20 protein-coding genes and 1 other annotated feature are annotated in these 19,641 nt (G+C 39.0%); of the genes, 6 read left to right on the forward strand and 14 right to left on the reverse strand.

The window, feature by feature from the left end; translation table 11 throughout:
• Positions 1–73 precede the first annotated feature (73 nt).
• From V7112_RS09255 to V7112_RS09270, 4 genes are all read right to left on the reverse strand, one after another.
• Entirely contained in the window at positions 74–1,159 is a 1,086-nt protein-coding gene (locus tag V7112_RS09255) for a D-alanine--D-alanine ligase (protein ID WP_335418101.1), read from the reverse strand.
• A 395-nt stretch (positions 1,160–1,554) separates the two neighbouring features.
• The gene (locus V7112_RS09260) at positions 1,555–2,898 is read right to left on the reverse strand and encodes a hemolysin family protein (protein ID WP_335418102.1); all 1,344 of its coding nucleotides are present in this window, start codon (positions 2,896–2,898) and stop codon (positions 1,555–1,557) included.
• Between the two features lie 155 nt (positions 2,899–3,053).
• The gene (locus tag V7112_RS09265) at positions 3,054–3,455 is read right to left on the reverse strand and encodes a MerR family transcriptional regulator (protein WP_335418255.1); all 402 of its coding nucleotides are present in this window, start codon (positions 3,453–3,455) and stop codon (positions 3,054–3,056) included.
• Positions 3,456–3,571: 116 nt separating this feature from the next.
• Positions 3,572–3,976: a rhodanese-like domain-containing protein gene (locus V7112_RS09270; RefSeq protein WP_335418104.1), complete on the reverse strand. Its 405-nt coding sequence runs from the start codon at positions 3,974–3,976 to the stop codon at positions 3,572–3,574.
• A gap of 140 nt (positions 3,977–4,116) precedes the next feature.
• On the opposite strand from V7112_RS09270, the gene V7112_RS09275 reads away from it, so the two are divergent.
• Positions 4,117–4,563, forward strand: a complete 447-nt coding sequence (locus V7112_RS09275) for a VanZ family protein (protein WP_335418107.1) — start codon at positions 4,117–4,119, stop codon at positions 4,561–4,563.
• 45 nt (positions 4,564–4,608) lie between these two features.
• Here the strand turns inward: V7112_RS09275 and V7112_RS09280 are convergent, their stop codons facing one another.
• From V7112_RS09280 to nagE, 5 genes are all read right to left on the reverse strand, one after another.
• Positions 4,609–5,526, reverse strand: a complete 918-nt coding sequence (locus V7112_RS09280) for a DUF7916 family protein (RefSeq protein ID WP_335418109.1) — start codon at positions 5,524–5,526, stop codon at positions 4,609–4,611.
• Positions 5,527–5,544: 18 nt separating this feature from the next.
• Positions 5,545–6,267 (reverse strand): GntR family transcriptional regulator, encoded by a 723-nt coding sequence (locus tag V7112_RS09285; protein ID WP_335418111.1) that lies wholly within the window; start codon positions 6,265–6,267, stop codon positions 5,545–5,547.
• Complete coding sequence (gene nagB / locus V7112_RS09290; RefSeq protein WP_335418113.1) at positions 6,224–7,018, reverse strand: glucosamine-6-phosphate deaminase; 795 nt, start codon at positions 7,016–7,018, stop codon at positions 6,224–6,226. The genes V7112_RS09285 and nagB overlap by 44 nt, the downstream gene beginning before the upstream one ends.
• Positions 7,019–8,191 (reverse strand): N-acetylglucosamine-6-phosphate deacetylase, encoded by a 1,173-nt coding sequence (gene nagA / locus V7112_RS09295; protein WP_335418116.1) that lies wholly within the window; start codon positions 8,189–8,191, stop codon positions 7,019–7,021.
• 419 nt (positions 8,192–8,610) lie between these two features.
• Complete coding sequence (gene nagE, locus V7112_RS09300; RefSeq protein WP_335418120.1) at positions 8,611–10,056, reverse strand: N-acetylglucosamine-specific PTS transporter subunit IIBC; 1,446 nt, start codon at positions 10,054–10,056, stop codon at positions 8,611–8,613.
• Positions 10,057–10,353: 297 nt separating this feature from the next.
• Between nagE and V7112_RS09305 the strand changes: the two genes are divergently transcribed.
• Positions 10,354–10,503, forward strand: a complete 150-nt coding sequence (locus V7112_RS09305; protein WP_335418122.1) for a hypothetical protein — start codon at positions 10,354–10,356, stop codon at positions 10,501–10,503.
• A gap of 74 nt (positions 10,504–10,577) precedes the next feature.
• Here V7112_RS09305 and kynB read toward each other — a convergent pair whose 3' ends face one another.
• Positions 10,578–11,198 (reverse strand): arylformamidase, encoded by a 621-nt coding sequence (kynB, locus tag V7112_RS09310; RefSeq protein WP_335418124.1) that lies wholly within the window; start codon positions 11,196–11,198, stop codon positions 10,578–10,580.
• A gap of 166 nt (positions 11,199–11,364) precedes the next feature.
• On the opposite strand from kynB, the gene V7112_RS09315 reads away from it, so the two are divergent.
• Entirely contained in the window at positions 11,365–11,880 is a 516-nt protein-coding gene (locus V7112_RS09315) for a DUF3231 family protein (protein ID WP_335418127.1), read from the forward strand.
• 174 nt (positions 11,881–12,054) lie between these two features.
• Positions 12,055–12,912 (forward strand): CAP domain-containing protein, encoded by an 858-nt coding sequence (locus tag V7112_RS09320; protein ID WP_335418130.1) that lies wholly within the window; start codon positions 12,055–12,057, stop codon positions 12,910–12,912.
• A gap of 162 nt (positions 12,913–13,074) precedes the next feature.
• Here the strand turns inward: V7112_RS09320 and tyrS are convergent, their stop codons facing one another.
• The 3 genes from tyrS to V7112_RS09335 form a co-directional block, all read right to left on the reverse strand.
• Positions 13,075–14,319: a tyrosine--tRNA ligase gene (gene tyrS, locus V7112_RS09325; protein ID WP_335418133.1), complete on the reverse strand. Its 1,245-nt coding sequence runs from the start codon at positions 14,317–14,319 to the stop codon at positions 13,075–13,077.
• A 528-nt stretch (positions 14,320–14,847) separates the two neighbouring features.
• Positions 14,848–15,070: a binding site (T-box leader), on the reverse strand.
• Positions 15,071–15,179: 109 nt separating this feature from the next.
• Positions 15,180–15,602: a GreA/GreB family elongation factor gene (locus tag V7112_RS09330; protein WP_335418136.1), complete on the reverse strand. Its 423-nt coding sequence runs from the start codon at positions 15,600–15,602 to the stop codon at positions 15,180–15,182.
• Positions 15,603–16,049: 447 nt separating this feature from the next.
• On the reverse strand, positions 16,050–16,901 hold the full coding sequence (locus V7112_RS09335) for a VOC family protein (protein ID WP_335418139.1): 852 nt from the start codon (positions 16,899–16,901) through the stop codon (positions 16,050–16,052).
• Between the two features lie 131 nt (positions 16,902–17,032).
• On the opposite strand from V7112_RS09335, the gene V7112_RS09340 reads away from it, so the two are divergent.
• Both V7112_RS09340 and liaG read left to right on the forward strand, forming a co-directional pair.
• Positions 17,033–17,350 (forward strand): winged helix-turn-helix transcriptional regulator, encoded by a 318-nt coding sequence (locus V7112_RS09340; RefSeq protein WP_335418142.1) that lies wholly within the window; start codon positions 17,033–17,035, stop codon positions 17,348–17,350.
• 318 nt (positions 17,351–17,668) lie between these two features.
• Entirely contained in the window at positions 17,669–18,520 is an 852-nt protein-coding gene (gene liaG / locus V7112_RS09345; RefSeq protein WP_335418145.1) for a LiaG family protein, read from the forward strand.
• Between the two features lie 190 nt (positions 18,521–18,710).
• Here the strand turns inward: liaG and V7112_RS09350 are convergent, their stop codons facing one another.
• Positions 18,711–19,598, reverse strand: a complete 888-nt coding sequence (locus V7112_RS09350) for a polysaccharide deacetylase family protein (protein WP_335418149.1) — start codon at positions 19,596–19,598, stop codon at positions 18,711–18,713.
• Positions 19,599–19,641: the final 43 nt, after the last annotated feature.

A 19,641-nucleotide genomic window follows, 5' to 3' on the forward strand; every position in this document is an offset into this window, starting at 1 on the left:
CCTTTGAAAAATCGTGGCATCCACCGGAGGCTTACTTTATTAAGCAGAGGTTTGAACCTCTGCTTAATAAAGTTTAAATAGTGAATTTGATTGTTTGTTTTTCCGTATGGCGCTCAATCGCAAGCTCAACTAACTTTTCAATAAGCTCTGGATAGCTAACACCAGCCTCCTGCCATAGTAACGGGAACATGCTAAATGGTGTAAATCCAGGCATTGTGTTGACTTCATTAATGATGACTTCTCCTTCTTTTGTTAAGAAGAAATCAGCTCTCACTAATCCTGAGCAATCCAGTGCTTTAAATGCTTTGATGGCTTCTGTTTTGACGGTTTCATATTGCTCATCAGTAATATCAGCTGGGATAATAAGGGCCGTATCACCGTCTTCATATTTTGCCTTGTAGTCGTAAAAATCCTTTTTCGGTACGATTTCGCCAACAACTGAACAGCTTGGATTATCGTTTCCAAGAACACCGATTTCGATTTCGCGGCCAATAATTGCTTCTTCAATGATGACTTTACGGTCAAACATAAATGCTTCTTCAAACGCTTTTTCAAGGGTTTCGCGGTTTGTTGCTTTGCTGATACCAACACTTGAACCAAGATTTGCAGGTTTGACAAAGCATGGATAGCCCAGTTCTTCTTCGACCTTCGCATAAGCTTCTTCCGGATTTTGTTTCCATTCACTTCGAATATAGGAAACATATTTGGCTTGAAGCAGTCCCGCTTGACCGAAGATGTTTTTCATAATTACTTTATCCATTCCTGCAGATGAAGCAAGTACACCATTACCGACATAAGGTATGTTTACTAGCTCTAGTAGTCCTTGAACGGTTCCGTCTTCTCCGTTTGGTCCATGCAATAATGGGAACACCACGTCAATCGTTTCCTGTTGTTCTGATTGCTGTGCAGGGAAAAGCTCTGCATTTAAAGAAACCGGTGAAATCGGAGTTCCCTCCTCTTTCAGAACTAGTTTCTTTACGTCATCGACAGGACCTGTCAATTGGTTTCCGCGAATCCATTCGCCTTGTTCCGATATATAAATGGGATGAATATCATATTTTGAGTGATCTAATGCTTTGATTACAGCTAATGCAGTTTGCAAGGAAACCTTATGCTCAGCTGATTTCCCTCCGTATAGCAAGCCTAGTTTGACTTTCATTAAGCTTCCTCCTAAAAAATCAATATACCCTTTATTTTAACATTAACGCGTTTATATTATATAACAATTACATAACATTTCTATAATTTATTACATATGTTTAGAATAGTGTCTGTCTAGGCTTGGAACAAAATTTTGGAATTAAAAATTAAACAAGACTTTCGGGTGGTGACAGTGTAATCGATATACATTGAAATACGAAATTGGCTTATACAGCTTTGATAATTGCGTATTTATTTGGGTTATTGCGTCTTACACGGGGGAATTTGCGTCGTCACTGGGATTTTTGCGTCGTCACCGGGGCATTTGCGTCTTTGTTTCAATAATTGCGCGTTACTAATTTTTCAGTTACCAAAAAAGCCTCAACGGCGGATACCGTCAAGGCTTTTGCATTTTTATTCAAGTGCGCTGGCGCTCTGGCCAATGGTAATAATCTGTTCTTGTTGAATGATTTTTTTGATTTCAAGTGATTTGATATGGTGGCCATCCATTTCGATGATTCTGAATTCATAATCCCCGTACGGAATTTTGTCTCCAGGGCGGACGTCAATTTGTTCGGTTAAAATCCAACCACTGATTGTATCCACATCCGTATCGTCAATTTGTAATCCAAACAAGCCATTGACTTCACCGATTAAGACCTTACCATCTAAGATGGTGGTGGTGTCGTTAATTTTTTGGATTGCTGGTTTTTCATCCGTATCAAATTCATCGCGGATTTCCCCAACAATTTCTTCAATGATATCCTCAACCGTCACCAGTCCAGAGGTTCCACCATATTCATCGATTAAAATCGCCATGTGAACTCGTTCTTTTTGCATTTTTGCTAATAATTCTTGAATTGGGATTGACTCGATTACATGAATAATTGGTCTTGTATAATCCTCAATTGTTTTTTCATGTGCACCTGAACCTGTCACAACATCAGTGAGCAGTTCCTTTAAGTTAATCAAGCCGATAATATGGTCTTTATCCCCGTCAACGACTGGGTAACGTGTATATTTCTCACTCGTCATAATCGTCAATATCTCTTGGACTGATTTTTCCTTATCAAGGGCGATGATCTCCGTACGTGGTACCATGATTTCCTTTGCGATGCTCTCATCAAATTCAAAGATATTATTAACGTATTTATATTCAGATTGGTTAATTTCACCATTTTTATAGCTTTCAGATAAAATAAGTCTCAATTCTTCTTCTGTGTGGGCAATGTCGTGTTCTGATATTCTCTTAAAGCCAAATAATCCAGTTAACAAGCGAGCAGAACCGTTTAATACCCAAATGAATGGATACATCACTCTATAGAAAAAGATTAATGGTCTCGCAAAAAACAAGGTAACTCTTTCTGCCTTTTGAATGGCGATCGTTTTCGGTGCAAGCTCCCCGACAACTACATGTAGAAATGTAATAATCAAGAACGCTAAAGTGATCGATAAAAGAGTTGAAAATGAAGCTGGTATATTAAACATACCGAGTATCGGATGAAGTAACGCCTCAAATGTGGTTTCTCCAAGAAAACCAAGTCCTAGGGCTGTTACTGTAATACCTAACTGACACGCAGACAGGTATTCATCCAGGTTTGAGATGACAGTCTTAGCAGCAATTGCGCTTCTATTCCCTTCTTGTACGAGTTGGTCGATACGAGTACTTCTTATTTTTACAATCGCAAACTCCGACGCCACGAAAAAGGCAGTTAACGCAATCAAAATTGCAACCATGACTAAATTAAATATCTCCAAATAGTTTCCTTACACGCCCGAAACGAGTAAGGATTCCACCTCCTAAATAGGTAAGTTTTTTATGTTATTTATACAAAGTATTTATGACAAGGATTTTTTATTCTTTAAGAATGAATTTTTATTCTGTAAGTTTCATAACTATATGATTCTTTGATTCAAGTAAAAAGAACCATAATTAATTTTGCGAGTGCCATGCTTTGTGTGGACATCTTATTCATCACAGATTTTTGTTGTTCTTCTGTAAGAGACTCGAGCATTGGCTTGATTTCTTTAAGTTCTGATTCTAAATATTCCATTCGCTTTGAAAGATCTTGTGTGTATTTCAAGACTTTCTCTTTCTCTACACGATTTGTGTGAAAAAGTTCTACCTTTTCCTTGATTTCCAGTAAAGGGATGTTTAACTCCTTATACTGGGAAACGAGATGAAGTGTCTCCACCGCCTCGTCACTATAGAATCGATAGTTCGAGTCTGATCGTTCAGGAGTTAAAATACCAAGCTGTGTGTAATAATCAATCGTGCGTTTTGATACATTTGCTTCTTTTGCTAATTCTCCAATACGGTATAACTTCCCAACGACATCACCCCTTCTATCAGACTTCTATTCTTCTATTATATGTACTATGAACCGTACAGTCAAACGTGATGGTTTTCCCCTAGTAGGGGTTGTCCATTTTACTTTTTCCTTTGTCCCGAAGCGGCTTGTATTTTTAGGCTATAAAGGCCACCCTTCAAGTGGGATAATGGCAAATTCTTATGCCTTCTTCGTAAGACTTTTGCCGCTTGCTTGCTTCTTATCCCTGTTTGGCAATATAAAATGATGTCCTTATCAGTTGGGATATCTACCTTGTTGCGTCTTATTTTAGCTAAAGGAAGATTAATAGCGCCTTTAATATGATTTGTTTGGTATTCATAAGGATTACGCACATCAATGAGTGCAATTTGTTTGGGCTTTTTCATTTTTTCTTTAAAATCTACTTCTGATAATTGTTCTAGGTTTTTAACAGGCTTGAAGGTATCGTAAACTAAAAATATGAAGATTATTCCTAATCCGATTTGAAGTATTGTAATTGTATCCAATTTTCAACATCCCTTTTCATACACGTTATTTTCCTATTATAATCTAATGTGGAGGAAACCAAAAATCTCATGTGACATTGCCTCCTTTTTACGGTAGAGTAAATAAGTAAAATGTTTTAGGGATTGGGGAATCTATAAAATTGGGGCAAGCTGTAAAACGATTTGTGGCTGGTACGGTGTTCATCACCTATTCACTATTTCTAATATATTGGATGTTTTTTGCCTATTTCCGGACAAAGGGAGGGGAATTCCGGTATAACCTAACGCCTTTTTCGACGATTAAAAATTATTTTACGTATTATGATCATTTTCCTTTTTACATCTGGATCATTAATATTGCAGGAAATATTGGCGTTTTTATACCCTTTGGGATCGTACTTCCGATACTATTTCCAAAGCTTTCTCATTTCTTTTTGTTCCTCTTTGCGTTTGTTATCGGAATTTTTTCGCTAGAAGTCCTTCAGCTTTTTAGTAAGCTTGGAAGCTTTGATGTGGATGATATTATTTTAAATACGGTTGGAGCCGTGATTGGTTTTATTTTATTGCAGGTCATAAGGGGTCGTAAACGACTCAAAAAAAGGAGATGAGGTCAAATACTTCGATGTATTTGGAACCCCGTCTCCTTTCCTTTTTTAGCGATTGACTGATGCTGCCATGCGCACATATGTATGGCGTTTTCCACGAATAGCGATTGAATAAGCCATAATATTTTCAGGAATTGCGATGCCGTGATAACCCGCATCTCCAATATGGTAGATGTCTGCACCTGCCATTTTACTTGTTAACGCGATTTGACGAATGGTTGCTTCATCCGCTCCCTCTTGGCTTGTACCAATTGTAAGCATCGCCAATGCTCCTTTTGAATGCACAAAACGGACATTCTTTTCTGTTGTTTGGGGAGTGATTCCCGGTACGGTCCCCGGTGCTGGCATTAAAATGACATCCGCCCCCGCATCAACAAAGCTTGCTAGTGCCGTCTCTGAAATGATGTCACTACCGGATTCATTTGCAACTCCTGCACCATGCATTTTTCCAGCAATAATAAGACCCTCACTTCCAAACACTTCTCGAGCCTTCTTAATCGCCACGACAATTTCATCATTTGTAACACCTGTTTTCGGGTTTCCTGTTAAGCAAACAAAATCAAATCCAAGCTTTTTCGCTTCACTTAAGGATTCTTCGATTGCCAAACGCCCTTTCGGAAGTTGAGTTAATTTTTCAAGTTGCTCGGCATTTGGGTCAACAGGCTCTAAATTTAAACCAATTGGTCTGCCGGTGAGCTCCTTTAGCTTTTCAACAATGGATTCACCCTCCGCTGCTTGAAAGCCCTCCACAAAAGGAGAAAAGACATCAAAGTAATTAAAAATTAAAAGATCGGCGCCAAATGCTGACGCCATTTCCGCATTCGTCACCGCTGGATATACTGGCTGAAAAGAACCAATTACTTCTGATAAAATAACCCTTCCTTCAGAAGCCTTAATGGATTGCTTAAGTTCTTGTCCATTCATTTTTTTAAAATCTGAGGCTGTGCAATCTAAAAGTCGTTTCATGATGATACCTCCTAATCTCTAAGTTCGAACCATTTCTACCTTATATTTATATCTGTCAGCACGGTAATAGGATTTTACATACTCGAGGGGTTGCTGTTCCTCAAGCTGTGAAACTTGTTGGATATAAAGGATAGGTGCCCCCACCTTAATCCCCAAGATAGACGCCTCACGCTTGTGGGCGGTAATTGCCTCCACTTCCTGTACCCCGGATACTATATAGAGTCCTTTTTCTTCGACATGTTTAAAAATGGAGCGTTCCGCCTCTTCCCATGTTAGATCAGGTACAAGATCTGCCGACATATAAAATACCTCATAGGCAATCGGTTCTTTGTCTGCAAGCCGCAATCGCTCAATTTGGTATACCTTGGCCTTTTCTTCCACCTTAAGGCGTGAGGCGATTAACGAGTCTGCTTCTATTACGATAAAGCTTAGAACACGTGTCTCTGGTTCAAGCCCTCTTGAACGCATGTCCTCTGAGAAGCCCGTTAATTTCTGAACATTTTTTTCGAATTTTTTCACTGCCACAAAGGTCCCTTTTCCACGAACTCTTTGTAAATAACCTTCATTCACAAGATTATTAATAGCTTGTCTTACGGTCATTCTACTGATTTGGTACTTTTCCGCAAATTCTCTTTCAGATGGAATCATGTCACCAGGCTTCAGCTCTTTTTTTTCGATTTTTTCACGAACTTGCTGCTCAATTTGAAAGTAAATAGGTACTGGTGAATTCTTCTTTATCACGAGCAAAGCCCCTCTTTTTTTCATCATCTACTAATGAAAGTGCTTCTTCGTCCGCTATAATCGTTACGTCAGAATGATTCTTTAACACAGTAGCTGGAATCAATTCAGTGATGCCCTCGTTTATCACTTTTTCAAGGATTTCTGCCTTTGTTTTTCCTGAAACGAGCAATAGGATTTTTTCACTTTTCATAATTGTAGAGATTCCCATTGTTACAGCATGTGTTGGAACTTCTTCAATGCTATTGAAAAAACGCATATTTGCTTGTCGTGTAGATTCTTCAAGCTCGACAACATGGGTTGCTGAATCGAATGGTGTACCTGGTTCATTAAAGCCGATATGCCCATTTACCCCTATTCCGAGTAATTGAAGGTCAACTCCGCCTATATCCGAAATGACCTTTTCATATTTTTGACTTTCCTCTTCATAATTATTTGCCAATCCATTTGGAATATGGATATTATCTGGATTTATATTGATATGTGAAAAAAGATTTTCCATCATGAAATGATGGTAGCTATTTGGATGGTCCTTTGCAATTCCTAAATATTCATCAAGATTCACAGTCTGGATGTTTTCATATGATGTCTTATTTTGCCCGTGATCCTTAATTAGCTCTTCATATGTACCCACCACAGTACCACCAGTTGCAAGACCTAATACGGAGTTTGGCTTTTCTTTTACTTGATGTGAAATCATGGCTGCGGCCATTTGGCTCATTTCCTTAAAATCCTTTACAGCTACAACTTTCATTTAATATCCCTCCTGATTTGAATAAGCAAGCTTTCCACGACAAAATGTCATGATTACCTCTAATTGGTCATTCACGATTACAAGATCTGCATCCTTACCAGCCTTAATGCTTCCTTTTCGGTCAAACATATTGATTTGCTTTGCTGGGTTAACGGCTGTCATTTCAGTTATGTCTTGAAGAGAACAATCAGTGAATTTCATCATGTTTCGAACCGCATCATTTAATTTTAAAATACTTCCCGCTAAGGTTCCATCTTTTAATACAGCTCTTTCTTCATTCACAATGACCTCTTGACCACCTAGGTCGTACATTCCCGCACCAAGACATTTTGCACGCATTGCATCAGTTACAAGAATGGAGCCCTCGCTTCCTTTATTTTTATAAGCAAACTTCACCATTTTAGGTGCGATATGAATTCCATCGACAATCATTTCACATTTTACTTCATCATGTAAAAGAACAGCACCAGCTACACCTGGTTCCCGATGATGAATTCCGCGCATACCATTAAATAAATGCGTAGCATGGGTCGCTCCTGCTTCTATTGCTGCTTTAACCTCATCGTACACCGCGTCTGAGTGACCAATGGAGGCAACGACGCCTGTATTTTTCAAATGAGCTGTTAGTTCAAGCCCTCCCGGTTCCTCAGGTGCTAATGTCACAAGACGAATATTTTCGCCTGATAATGATTGCCATTTTTTAAACAGCTCCACATCTGGGTTAATAATATTATCCGGGTGCTGTGCTCCTGCTCTTTTCGGAGATAAAAATGGTCCCTCCAAATGTGCCCCTAAAATTTCTGCAGACCCAACATTTTGCTTTGGAATAAAATCAGCAATATTGCTGATTGCGTTTTCAATATCTTCTTTTGTCTTTGTCATTGTTGTTGCAAGAAAGCTTGTTGTTCCTTCCTTTGGAAGTACTTTTGTCATTGTTTCTAGTGCCTCAGGGGTTGCATCCATTACATCAGCACCGCTAGCCCCGTGAATATGTAGATCAATCATGCCTGGAATGAGTGAGTAGGAATCATCAAAGTTGATGACTTCGTCTTTATCACTTGCTGGGAGATCAGCCATTTGGCCAACCCTCTTTATTTTTTCTCCATCAATTTCAATAAATCCTTTTTCAATGATACCTTCTTCGGAAAATATAGTCAGATTTGTTATAAACATATCAAAGACTCCTTTTATGTTTCTTCATTAAGTATATCTTTTATGAAAGCTAGTTGTCTATACCACTATAATAATTTGTTATTTTACCTTACTTTTCCCCTCTTATTATAAAATTATTGTGTTTCCCATGTAAATTAGAAAAGTGCAAGGCGCCCTGATTAAGGAACATCGACTAACTACCGCCACGTCCTGTGGCAAACATCGATGTCAGCACATCCTCGAAAATGCTATGCATTTTCTTCGTGCGATGATTATGCTCCCGAAGCCTTCCTTGTCCTGTGCAAGTCATGCATATGACGAGCACTGACAGAAGGTGCATTTTACCTTCCGAAGCGATTGGCTAGACCATAGAGCCGATGGCGCCTGAAGCTAATAAATAAAAGAAGGACCGCCCCTTTATGGACAGTCCCCCTAACTTCTTACTTCTCTTTACGAATTTTATGAACCTCGTCTGCAACGAATTGTACGTTTGTTCCAACAATAACTTGAATGCTGTTTTTACCAACAACATTGATTCCTGGAACACCTGTTGCTTTAATTTTTTTCTGATCAACTTTATCCATATCTTTCACTTCTAGACGTAGACGAGTTACGCAGTTATCAACTGATGTTACGTTCTCATCTCCACCTAAGCCCTCATAAATTTGAGCAGCCATATTAGCGAATCTTGTTTTTCCATCTGTTTGAATAGCTTGGCCTTCTTCAACATCATCTTCTCTACCAGGAGTTTTGATGTTGAATTTTGTGATTAAGAAACGGAAGATTAAATAGTAAAGAACAAAGAACACTAAACCTTGCAGCAATAGCATATACGGCATATTGGCTAATGGTAATCGTGAACTTAAAACAAAGTCAACTAACCCTGCACTGAATCCGAAACCTGCGGTCCAGTGAAAAGTTGATGCGATAAATAATGAAATACCTGTTAATGCTGCGTGAACAACATATAATGCTGGTGCAACGAACATGAATGCAAATTCAAGTGGTTCTGTAACACCTGTGAAAAATGACGCAAAACCTGCTGCCATCATTAAAGATGCAACTTGTTTTTTACGAGCTGTTTTTGCTGTGTGATACATCGCAAGTGCAGCAGCTGGTAGACCAAACATCATAATTGGGAAATATCCAGCCTGATACATACCAGTGATTCCTTTTTCTCCATTTCCTGACCAGAAGTTCCCGATATCGTTAATACCTGCAACGTCAAACCAGAATACTGAGTTTAAAGCATGGTGTAAGCCTGTTGGAATTAATAGTCTGTTAAAGAATCCGTAAAGTCCAGCACCGATAGAGCCCAACTCACTGATTCCTTTACCGAATGATACTAAGCCTGTATAAACCACTGGCCATACAAAGAATAGAATTGCAGAAGCAACAATCATCGCTACAGATGTCATGATTGGTACTAAGCGTTTTCCACTAAAGAATGCTAAGGCATCTGGCAATTGTACTTCACTGAAACGATTGTACATTCCTGCAGCAACTAAACCTGAGAGAATACCGATAAATTGGTTTCCAATTTTTCCGAAAGCTGCATTCACTTCTCCTGGGTCCACCCCTTGAAGCATTGCAACTGTATTTGTACCAAGTAATGTTGTAATAACGAGGTATGCAACGAGACCACTTAATGCAGCAGATCCGTCTTTATCCTTTGACATCCCCAATGCAACACCGACCGCAAATAAAATTGACATATTGTCAATAATTGAAGATCCTGCTTTAATTAAAAACGCCGCTACCGCATTGTCTGCACCCCATCCAACAGGGTCAATCCAATAACCGATACCCATTAAAATAGCTGCTGCTGGCAATACTGCAACAGGTAACATCAATGAGCGACCAATTTTTTGAAGATACTTCATCATAATGTTATTCCTCCTATAATTTGTATTTTCCTTCTATTCTTTGGTCCTCTAACTTCAAAAATTATCAATATGATTTCTTAAACAGGCAACGCTTACACGTTAGTGTAACCAAAAAAATAGGCAGAATACTTACCGCAACTCATTTTAACACCCAGGGGTTTAGTTGTCTATACCACTCCAATGGAATTTATTACAAAAAATCATCATTTTTATCTACTACAATATAACTAAAGGAGTATAGATGAAGGGATTTCATTATATTACACTAGGGATAAGCCATTGATTAGGAGGTATTCCATGAAACAAGGTGATAAGGTTGTCTATAATAACGATTTATATGAAGTTCTTTACGTTTATGAAAATGGAATGTATGAGATCAAACAAATGGAATTACTCTTCAAGGTAGAGCTCGTAAATAAGAGCGATCTCATACCTGTTGCTTGTTAATAATGTGATTCCTCCTTCCCTAGAGATTTTAAAAAAATCCATTGTTATTTTGACAATGGATTTTCGTTGTTCCCCTATATGTTTTTTAATACTGCACGTACTGGACTCCCATCTGCCCCTTCAATGGATAGTGGCAGTGCAATCAATTCATAATCACCTAGTTCCACTTCATCTAAGACAATCCCCTCAAGAATATATATGCCATTTTTATGTAAATGATGATGGGCTAGTAAATCTTTACTATCTAACTGATCGACAGATGGCGTATCGACGCCGACTAATTGAACCCCTTTTCCAGCCAAAAATGAAGCGACTTCAGGTTTTAAGCTTGTAATAGAAGTTGGAAATTTAGTTCGATCCTTCCATGAATTTGTGCGGATTAACAATCGTTTAACACCTGATAAGTCAAATCCTTGTAGATCCTCGATTCCAATCTCTTTTTTTCCTGATATTTCAATGACTCTTGCTTTTCCAACATATAATTCAATCACTAATTCATGCACCTTTTTTCCATCATTATCAAAGTGGTAAGGCGCATCAATATGCGTTCCAATATGGGTGCTCGTTGTGACTTTTCCTACATTAACCGTTGATGCTTTTTCAATCGACCATGATAATGCAAATTCAAATGGATGATCATTTGGCCATTCCTGTGTTGTTTGATTTAAAGGCTGTGAAATATCAATGAGTTTCATTTGATTCACCTCTATTATTATTTTCTTATCAATAAGTATACGACTTGAGTCCAAATAATTCTGTTATTTTATTCTTAACATAATACATTTTCGTCTGGAGATTCTAGAAATGTCTTCTCAAAAAGAAGGTGATGTCATGAGAAAGAAACCCTTAAGGAGGTTTGTGATGGGAATTTTGAGTGGAAATCCAAAAGAAGAACCCATGCATTATGGTGAAGTTTTTGGTGTATGGTCTCACTTGTTAACAGCAAAAGGGATGGTTTCTGCCTACCAAACCTTACTTAATCATACCGGTGATGACGATTTAAAGAAACTATTAGAAGACATCATTGAAAATGGAATCAAACTGGAGATTGAAGAGGTTGAAACCTTGTTAAAAGAAAATGGGATTGGGTTACCTCCTGCGCCCCCAGAGCGACCTAATGCTTGCCTTGAAAACATCCCTCCAGGTGCTCGTTTTCAAGACCCTGAAATTGCGGCTAAGGTGTCCGCTGACATTGCTGTAGGTCTAGTGGCATGTAGTTCGATTATTGGACAATCCATTCGCGAGGATATTGCTACGATGTATGGCCAGTTTCATATGAAGAAAGCTCAATTTGGAGCAAGAATACTACGCCTTAACAAAGAAAAAGGATGGCTTGTTCCTCCTCCTCTTCATATTAATAAAGCTGATGGATGTTAAATAAACCTTGTAAGGCAGATTCATTTCGAATCTGCCCTTATTTTTTCAGGTAACTTTTACATTTCCATGTATTTGCGCTCTATTTGCTTTCTCTCTTTTATTACCACCAATACTTTATTTAAAGAAGTAGCAAAATATAAAAGTAAATCGAATCATGCAAAGGAGGAATTTAGATTGCAAAGATTTACAAAAACTGGTATAGCGATTCTTGGGTCTGCGATGCTTTTATTATCTGCGTGTAACACCAATAACAATGCGGCAGATGATAATAATCGTTCAGCAAACGTAGAAAGTGTAAACAACGGCTATCTCATAAAACAGAACCGCCCTTATCGCACGACAACGTCAAGTGATAAGTATCCACATACAACAAGTGTTCAGCATGCACGAGGAGAACAAGAATATTTTCGTTTTATCAATAAAAAGATTGTCGTCCGTACGCCAAACGGCACTGAAGTAGCTCCGAATGGGAACTACAATTGGGCAGGTGGACCAAACAATGTGGTACCAGGACCAAATAATGTAGCACCACCACCGAATTTTGCGGGCGCACCAAATTACCCAACAGGGCAAACGCCACCTGCACCTGTTGAACAAAATCGTCAGCCGGCAACACAACAGCCAGCTACCCCTGCTCCAGCACCAACCGCTGGAATTAGTAATTTTGAAAGACAGGTAATCGACCTTACCAATGCGCAGCGTACGAAAAACGGCTTACCCGCTCTTAAAGCGGATACCGCATTAGGCAAAGTAGCAAAGACAAAAGCGAATGACATGCAGCAAAAGAATTATTTCTCCCATACGAGTCCTACCTACGGATCTCCATTTGATATGATGAGGGATATGGGAGTATCCTACAAGACAGCTGGTGAGAATATCGCCAAAGGGCAAGCATCACCTCAAGCCGTGGTAAACGCTTGGATGAACAGTGAAGGACATCGTAAAAACATCCTGAATCCAAACTTCACTCATATCGGAGTTGGTCACCAAGCAAGTGGCAACTACTGGTCACAAATGTTTATTGGAAAATAAGAATAGCGAAAGGCGCTCAGCCTTAGGTGACAAGCATGAAAATGCTGACAGAAGGCGCATTTTACCTTCTGATGCAATTGGCTTAGACTAGAGAACCGATGGCTTCTTGAGCTAGACAAAAAATTGGGGCAGACATTTTCAAATGTCGCCCCTCTTTTTTAATTACTTATGAATTTTAACAAATTTACGCTTTCCGACTTGAACAATCATGTCGTTTGTAATTTCCACGTCTAAATGAATATCCTCAACTTTTTCGCCATCCAGTTTAACGCCGCCGTTTTGAATCATTTTTCGTGCTTCCCCTTTAGACTTTTGTAAATCCAATTGAACCAGTAAATCAATGATGGAAATTGAGTTTTCTCCAGACCAAGTTACTTCTGGGATGTCTTCTGGGATTACCCCTTTTTGGAAGACCGTTTTAAAATGTTCCTCAGCCTGCTTAGCCGCTTCTTCACTATGGTACATTTTTACGATGGTTCTTCCAAGAAGCATTTTTGCATCACGCGGGTGAAGCGAACCATTTTCTATATTTGCTTTGATTTCATTCTTTTCTTCAAGAGACAAGTCCGTTACGAGGTCAAAGTATTTCGCCATCATTTCATCCTGGATGGACATTGTTTTTCCGTACATTTCATTTGGTGCCTCATCAACACCAATGTAGTTCCCTTTTGACTTAGACATCTTTTCAACGCCATCAAGTCCTTCTAAAAGCGGAAGAAGAATAACGACCTGTTTTTCTTTACCAAAATGCTCCTGTAAATGTCTTCCCATTAATACGTTGAAGTGCTGGTCATTTCCACCTAATTCAATATCGCTTTCCAGCTCGACAGAATCATAGCCCTGCATGAGTGGGTAGAAGAATTCATGAAGCGAAATTGGCTTACCTGTCGCTAAACGCTCAGAGAAATCATTTCGTTCAAGCAAACGTGCAACGGTGATACTTGCCGCCAAATTGATAATGTCCTCGAAGTTTAAAGTAGATAGCCATTTGGAATTGTAGGAAAGCTCGACCTTCTCCATGTCTAATACTTTTCCAAATTGCTCAAAGTACGTTTTCGCATTGTGCTTCACTTCTTCGTCTGTCAGTTGTTTTCGGGCAACGGATTTACCAGTCGGGTCACCGATCTTCCCTGTAAAGTCACCGATTAGAAGCTGGATGACGTGTCCGTTCTCTTGGAATTGTTTTAATTTGTTTAACACCACTGTATGTCCTAAATGCACATCTGGAGCAGAGGGATCAAGACCTAGTTTTACTTTTAGTGGTTGGTTTGTAACAATGGATTTTGCAATTTTTTGTTTTAATTCATGTGCAGGGACTACTTCCTGTATACCGTTTGTATAGATGGCAAATTGTCTTTCTAGTTCTATTTTTTGTTGTGCTGTTAACTGTTCGATAAAGTTTTCCATTCTGGTATTCCTCCTGGTTTGTGATTTTAAATGTCTTTTACTATCTTATAAGAGCTTTTGATTCGAATGATGTTGAGTCGGAGACGTTTCTTCTAATAGTTGTGCGTTTTTGTCTTTGAGATGCCTCCTCAGAGACATTTCTATCCTGATCCAACTCACTTTTGTCTACGAGACGTTGCCTCAAAGACATTTCTGCCCTGATCTAACTCACTTTTGTCTGTGAGACGTTGCCTCAGAGACATTTCTGCCCTAATCCAACTCACTTTTGTCTACGAGTCGCCTACTCAGAGACATTTCTGCCCTGATCCAACTCACTTTTGTCTACGAGACGTTGCCTCAGAGACATTTCTGCACTGATCCAACTCACTTTTGTCTGTGAGACGTTGCCTCAGAGACATGTCTGCCCTTATCCAACTAACTTTTGTCTACGAGTCGCCTTCTCGCAAACATTCCCCCCGAATTGAAACCAGCATTTGTCCCCGAGACAAGACTCTAGCGGTAAAAAAACATAAAAAACCACGCCCCTAAAAAAGGGACGTGGTTGCACGCGGTACCACCCTTGTTTGAAGATATGTATCTTCCGCTCCATTCGAATAACGGCTCGTCCGTTCTTTGCTAATTGCCGATTTCCGCGTTCACAAAGAAAGCTCAAGGAGGTAATTCGCATTTTATCTTTGTTCCGATTCTCACCAACCACCGGCTCTCTGCTACAGGGAGATAAATTGCTACTGATTCCTATCATCACTTAATTATTTCAATATATACAGGTTATTTTATCGAATCGTTCAATAATTAACAAGCAAAAATCCACTTCCTTTTTCTTCATAGAAAACAAAAGCGGATTGTAAGCGCTTTAATATTTATTGCTGTAAAATTAAATTTCCCGCAAATGTAATGTTTTGAATTGTAACGGGTAGACCGCCTGCTGGTGTACTCAGTAATACCTTGTCGCCCACATTTCGCAACAATAATTGTCTTCCAACCGGCGATAAAAATGAGATACATCCTGCATCCGGGTCTATTTGTTTAGGTAAACAAATAAAATAATCCTCAGAATCATTTTCCCCATCAAACATCACGGTTACCTTTGTTCCAATAAAAACCATTGGTATAGCTTCAGTAACTTCAGTTTTTAAGTAACTTTCAAGCTCATTGATATAAGAACTAAAAAAGTCTTCCTTCCTTTCCTTAAGTGGTGTGGAGGATAAATAGAGATTTTTTAATTCCTGAAAATTTGTATCGATAAACTGGAGCTGCTCGACAAAATAATCCTTATGGCTCATAGTAGATATCCTCCTTGCTAGAATCAAACACCTTGCAAAATTTCATTTCCACCTTCATTTTTTATTTCCCCTTCCCTATTTTAAGTATAAAAATGTAGACCTTCCTCAATGAGAAAGGTCTACGTCTACCATACATTTCCAATAATATCATATTCATTTCAACAAAACTAGATATCTCGTAATCTGATTATTCGACAAAACTCGGCCATTTGCGGTATACCATTTATCGTTCTACAGCTGAGCGATATACCGTTTTTGCCCTTTGCGGTATACCATTTATCGTTTCACAGCTGAGCGATATACCGTTTTTGCCCTTTGCGGTATACCATTTATCGTTTCACGGCTGAGCGATATACCGTTTTATACGTTTGCCATATACCATTTATCATTTTACGGAAACACCATAAAAAGCAGCTACCCGAGGATAGCTGCTTAATCTTATTTTACCTATGCAGTAACAAGTCTTATTTTATTGTTAGAAGGATCCTTAGTAACCATGACTCCGTCCTCTTCTTGGACATGTGCTCCGATTTGCTTTAGGTTTTCGACGGTTGTTTGTAATGCTTCTTCGTTTGGCAGTACAAGTGTGAACCACTTAATTCCTGCGCTATTTTCTGATGGTGCAGGTGCACCTACGCCATTCCATGTGTTAAGTCCAATGTGGTGGTGGTAGCCGCCTGTTGAAATGAATAATGCCATGCCTCCATAACGAGTGACAACATCAAAACCAAGACCTTTTGTATAGTATTCTTCGGTTTTTGCTAACTCAGATACATGCATGTGAATATGTCCCATTACAGTTCCCTCAGGAAGTCCGGTCCATTTTTCGCCATTCGCAGCTGCTAGCACGCCTTGGCCATCAAGTGGTTCTGTCACCATTTTTACTTCGCCATTTGACCATTCCCATTCTGTATCAGGACGGTCTGAGTAAATTTCAATTCCATTTCCATCCGGATCATCTAAATAGAGAGCTTCACTCACTGCGTGATCAGATGCGCCAATTGGTATATTATTTTGGACTAAATGATAAAGAACTTTTCCTAGATCAGCTCGTGTTGGTAAAAGCAGTGCGTAATGATAAAGCCCTGTTCGGCGTGGTTCTTTTGGTGTAATGTTTTCAGGCTGTTCAATTGATAACAATGGTGTTTTGCCATCCGCAGTTAAAAGCGCCTTTTTATCAGACTGCTCTAATACCTTAAATCCAATGACATTTTGATAAAATGTTAAGGAACGCTGTAAATCAGTTACCTTTAATTCTACAAGACCTACAAATGTATATGGTGGGCGTTGATATTTCATTTTCATGTGCCTCCTATTTTTCATTAGTAACTTACTTTATGTAAGTAATTATATTTTTGTAATTAAATTATGTCAAGTATGTTTATTATTTCTTACATGCGCTATAATATATTCATAGGGGTGAAGGAAATATGGATACAAAAGTAATTTGTCCTAAATTCGAAAAAGCTATGAATTTAATTGGGCAACGGTGGACAGGACTTGTCATTTACCAACTTCTATCCGGTCCACAGCGTTTTTGCACGATGGAATCTTCGATTGGAATCAGTGGGAGAGTACTTTCAGAAAGACTTAAAGACTTAGAAAATCAAGGTATCATAAAACGACACGTATACCCAGAAACCCCTGTACGTATTGAATATTCATTAACTGAAAAAGGGTTGGCCTTAAAACCTTTAATGGATGAAATCCAAAAATGGTCGCAGGACTGGATTAAAATAGAATCATAAACATCACAGTAAAGCAGATTGTTTCTAACGCAATCTGCTTTTAACTTTATTCAGCGGAATTAGGAACTTCTGCTGAATAAAGTTAAAGCCTCCGGCGGATGCCACGATTTTTCAAAGGAAATTTTTCGAGCAGTAAGATCAAAGACTAAAAACGCCACATCGTGTGGGCCTAAAAAAATCGGGCGCAAATACGCCAAGGCGCATTTGATTATTCATAAGCCTCAGGTCTTATTTGGAAATATATCGGTAGTGCGTTACATCATTTCGTTTCTTCCTTTACGATAGAAATAGAATAAATGATAAAGGCAGGTTAGAAAAATGAAGAAAATATTAATCATATTTTTCGTACTTATTGGGGCTTATTTATTGATAACAAATCTGTACCGAATTCCTGGGCTTCCTTTTGGGAACTCTGGAGATTCTGTCACGGTTACGGACAAAATTGATGAAATCCAAATTGATATATCATCGATTAGCACCACTGTCATCCCTGAAAACCGCAACGACGTGGAAGCCGAGCTAAAAGGAAAAGGCAAAGTTCATGTATCAAAAAGCGGAGACACGATAGAGGTTACCTATGAACGTGGCTTTTTCAACTTGGGCTGGTTCCCTTTCTTTGATAAAACGAAGCTAACTGTGTATATCCCAGAGGATTATGATCAAGATCTATCACTTAGAGTAGGTTCTGGTCATTTGGAATTTGACGGTGCTCCAATGGAGCTAAACAAGCTTTCTGCAGATATCCATTCCGGAAATATGAGATTAGAAAACCTTTCCGCTAAAAACTTTACACACAACGTTGCTTCTGGAAATTCTAATATCGAAAAGCTAACAACAAAAAGTGGGGAAATCGATGTTCGCTCTGGTAATGTGACAGTGGATGATTATGAGGGAAAACTAGAAGTTGACGTCCACTCTGGGCGTTTAAAAGCAACTATTTCAGAACTCGCAGATTCAATTGATGCAAGCGTAAAATCGGGTTTACTTGATATTGATTTACCAAAGGATGCTGACTTTACTCTAAAAGGTAAAGTAAATAGCGGATTCATCTCCAGCGATTTTTCACTAGATGACTCGAAAAAGGATAAAGGGACTATTGAAGGAAAACACGGCGCTGGTACTCATAATATAAATATTGAGGTCAATAGTGGAAAAGCTAGCATCCGATAAAGTGAAACTTCATTCAGCGGGGGTTTTTTTCATCCCCCGCTGAATGTTAGTTGAACCAATCGGGCAATTACTGGCAGTCGATCCCACACTTATACTTCTTCGCTTTCCCCAAAGTCTTGAAGTGGGGTCTTACTGCCAGTTATTGCGGGATAAGGTAAAAGCGCTCGTAATTGAGCGCTTTTACTGTTTATTACTGATAGGCTTGAATTCCTAACATTGTTTCTAAATCTACAATTTCATAGCCTTGTTTCTGTAATTCTTCTATGATGCTTGGCAATGCCTCATATGTATCGTATTCATCGGAATCCGTGTGCATGAGGATAATATCACCGTTCCGTATGTTTTTAACTACATTTGAATAAATCACATCTGTGCTTTTTTGCGCCCAATCGAGTGAATCAATTGACCAAAGGATTATTGAATAATTCTCTTCTTTCGCCACGTCAGCAACTAATTCATTCGTTGACCCATAAGGGGTCCTAATTAATGCCGGCTCTTTGCCAATGATCGATTCGATCACATCACCCGCCTGCACGATTTCATTCCGGATTTCCGCTTCCCCCAACAGATCCAGTTGAACATGGTGATAGCTATGGCTTAACACGAGATGCCCTTTTTCATAGGCCTCTTTTACAACCTCTGGGTGCATCTCTGCTTCACTTCCTAAAAAGAAGAAATTCCCCTTTACCCCGTATTGATTCAAAACCCCAATTACAGCAGATGTCACCGTACTATCTGGTCCATCATCAAAGGTTAAGGCCACCTGCTTTTTATTTGGGCCATTGATAAATACATTTTCCCTAGTTTTTGAGAATTCGATGATCTCATCACGCCATTTTTGCATGGACGTGACCGTCTTTTTTTCCAGGAATGGTGATTCTCCTTTAATTTCGAGAAGGTAATCGTTTTTCCATGAAGTATCTGCAGGAAATCTCGCTTCAGGAACGGTATCCTCCTTCGGCTCTATGCTGTGGTTCCCTTTAGCCACTCCCCCGACTTCCTTCACTTCCTTTGAAACGCAGGAAGATAACAAGCACACTGAACATATAATAAGAAATAGAATCACCTTCTGGTTCATGAAATCGCTCCCCCTTTTCTTCATTCTAAACACTGAAAATATG

Origin of the sequence: Bacillus sp. JJ1566 (assembly GCF_036962685.1) — a bacterium.
In the GTDB taxonomy this organism is placed as follows: Bacteria; Bacillota; Bacilli; order Bacillales; family Bacillaceae_L; genus Ferdinandcohnia.

What these genes read in the sequence shown, in the direction of transcription:
- V7112_RS09280 (WP_335418109.1), bottom strand. Translation starts at nt 5,526, where the DNA reads ATGAAACGACTTTTAGATTGCACAGCCTCAGATTTTAAAAAAATGAAT.
- V7112_RS09335 (WP_335418139.1), bottom strand. Translation starts at nt 16,901, where the DNA reads ATGAAATATCAACGCCCACCATATACATTTGTAGGTCTTGTAGAATTA.
- nagB (WP_335418113.1), bottom strand. Translation starts at nt 7,018, where the DNA reads ATGAAAGTTGTAGCTGTAAAGGATTTTAAGGAAATGAGCCAAATGGCC.
- liaG (WP_335418145.1), top strand. Translation starts at nt 17,669, where the DNA reads ATGAAGAAAATATTAATCATATTTTTCGTACTTATTGGGGCTTATTTA.
- V7112_RS09350 (WP_335418149.1), bottom strand. Translation starts at nt 19,598, where the DNA reads ATGAACCAGAAGGTGATTCTATTTCTTATTATATGTTCAGTGTGCTTG.
- V7112_RS09315 (WP_335418127.1), top strand. Translation starts at nt 11,365, where the DNA reads ATGGGAATTTTGAGTGGAAATCCAAAAGAAGAACCCATGCATTATGGT.
- nagA (WP_335418116.1), bottom strand. Translation starts at nt 8,191, where the DNA reads ATGTTTATAACAAATCTGACTATATTTTCCGAAGAAGGTATCATTGAA.
- V7112_RS09330 (WP_335418136.1), bottom strand. Translation starts at nt 15,602, where the DNA reads ATGAGCCATAAGGATTATTTTGTCGAGCAGCTCCAGTTTATCGATACA.
- V7112_RS09255 (WP_335418101.1), bottom strand. Translation starts at nt 1,159, where the DNA reads ATGAAAGTCAAACTAGGCTTGCTATACGGAGGGAAATCAGCTGAGCAT.
- tyrS (WP_335418133.1), bottom strand. Translation starts at nt 14,319, where the DNA reads ATGGAAAACTTTATCGAACAGTTAACAGCACAACAAAAAATAGAACTA.
- V7112_RS09340 (WP_335418142.1), top strand. Translation starts at nt 17,033, where the DNA reads ATGGATACAAAAGTAATTTGTCCTAAATTCGAAAAAGCTATGAATTTA.
- V7112_RS09305 (WP_335418122.1), top strand. Translation starts at nt 10,354, where the DNA reads ATGAAACAAGGTGATAAGGTTGTCTATAATAACGATTTATATGAAGTT.
- kynB (WP_335418124.1), bottom strand. Translation starts at nt 11,198, where the DNA reads ATGAAACTCATTGATATTTCACAGCCTTTAAATCAAACAACACAGGAA.
- nagE (WP_335418120.1), bottom strand. Translation starts at nt 10,056, where the DNA reads ATGATGAAGTATCTTCAAAAAATTGGTCGCTCATTGATGTTACCTGTT.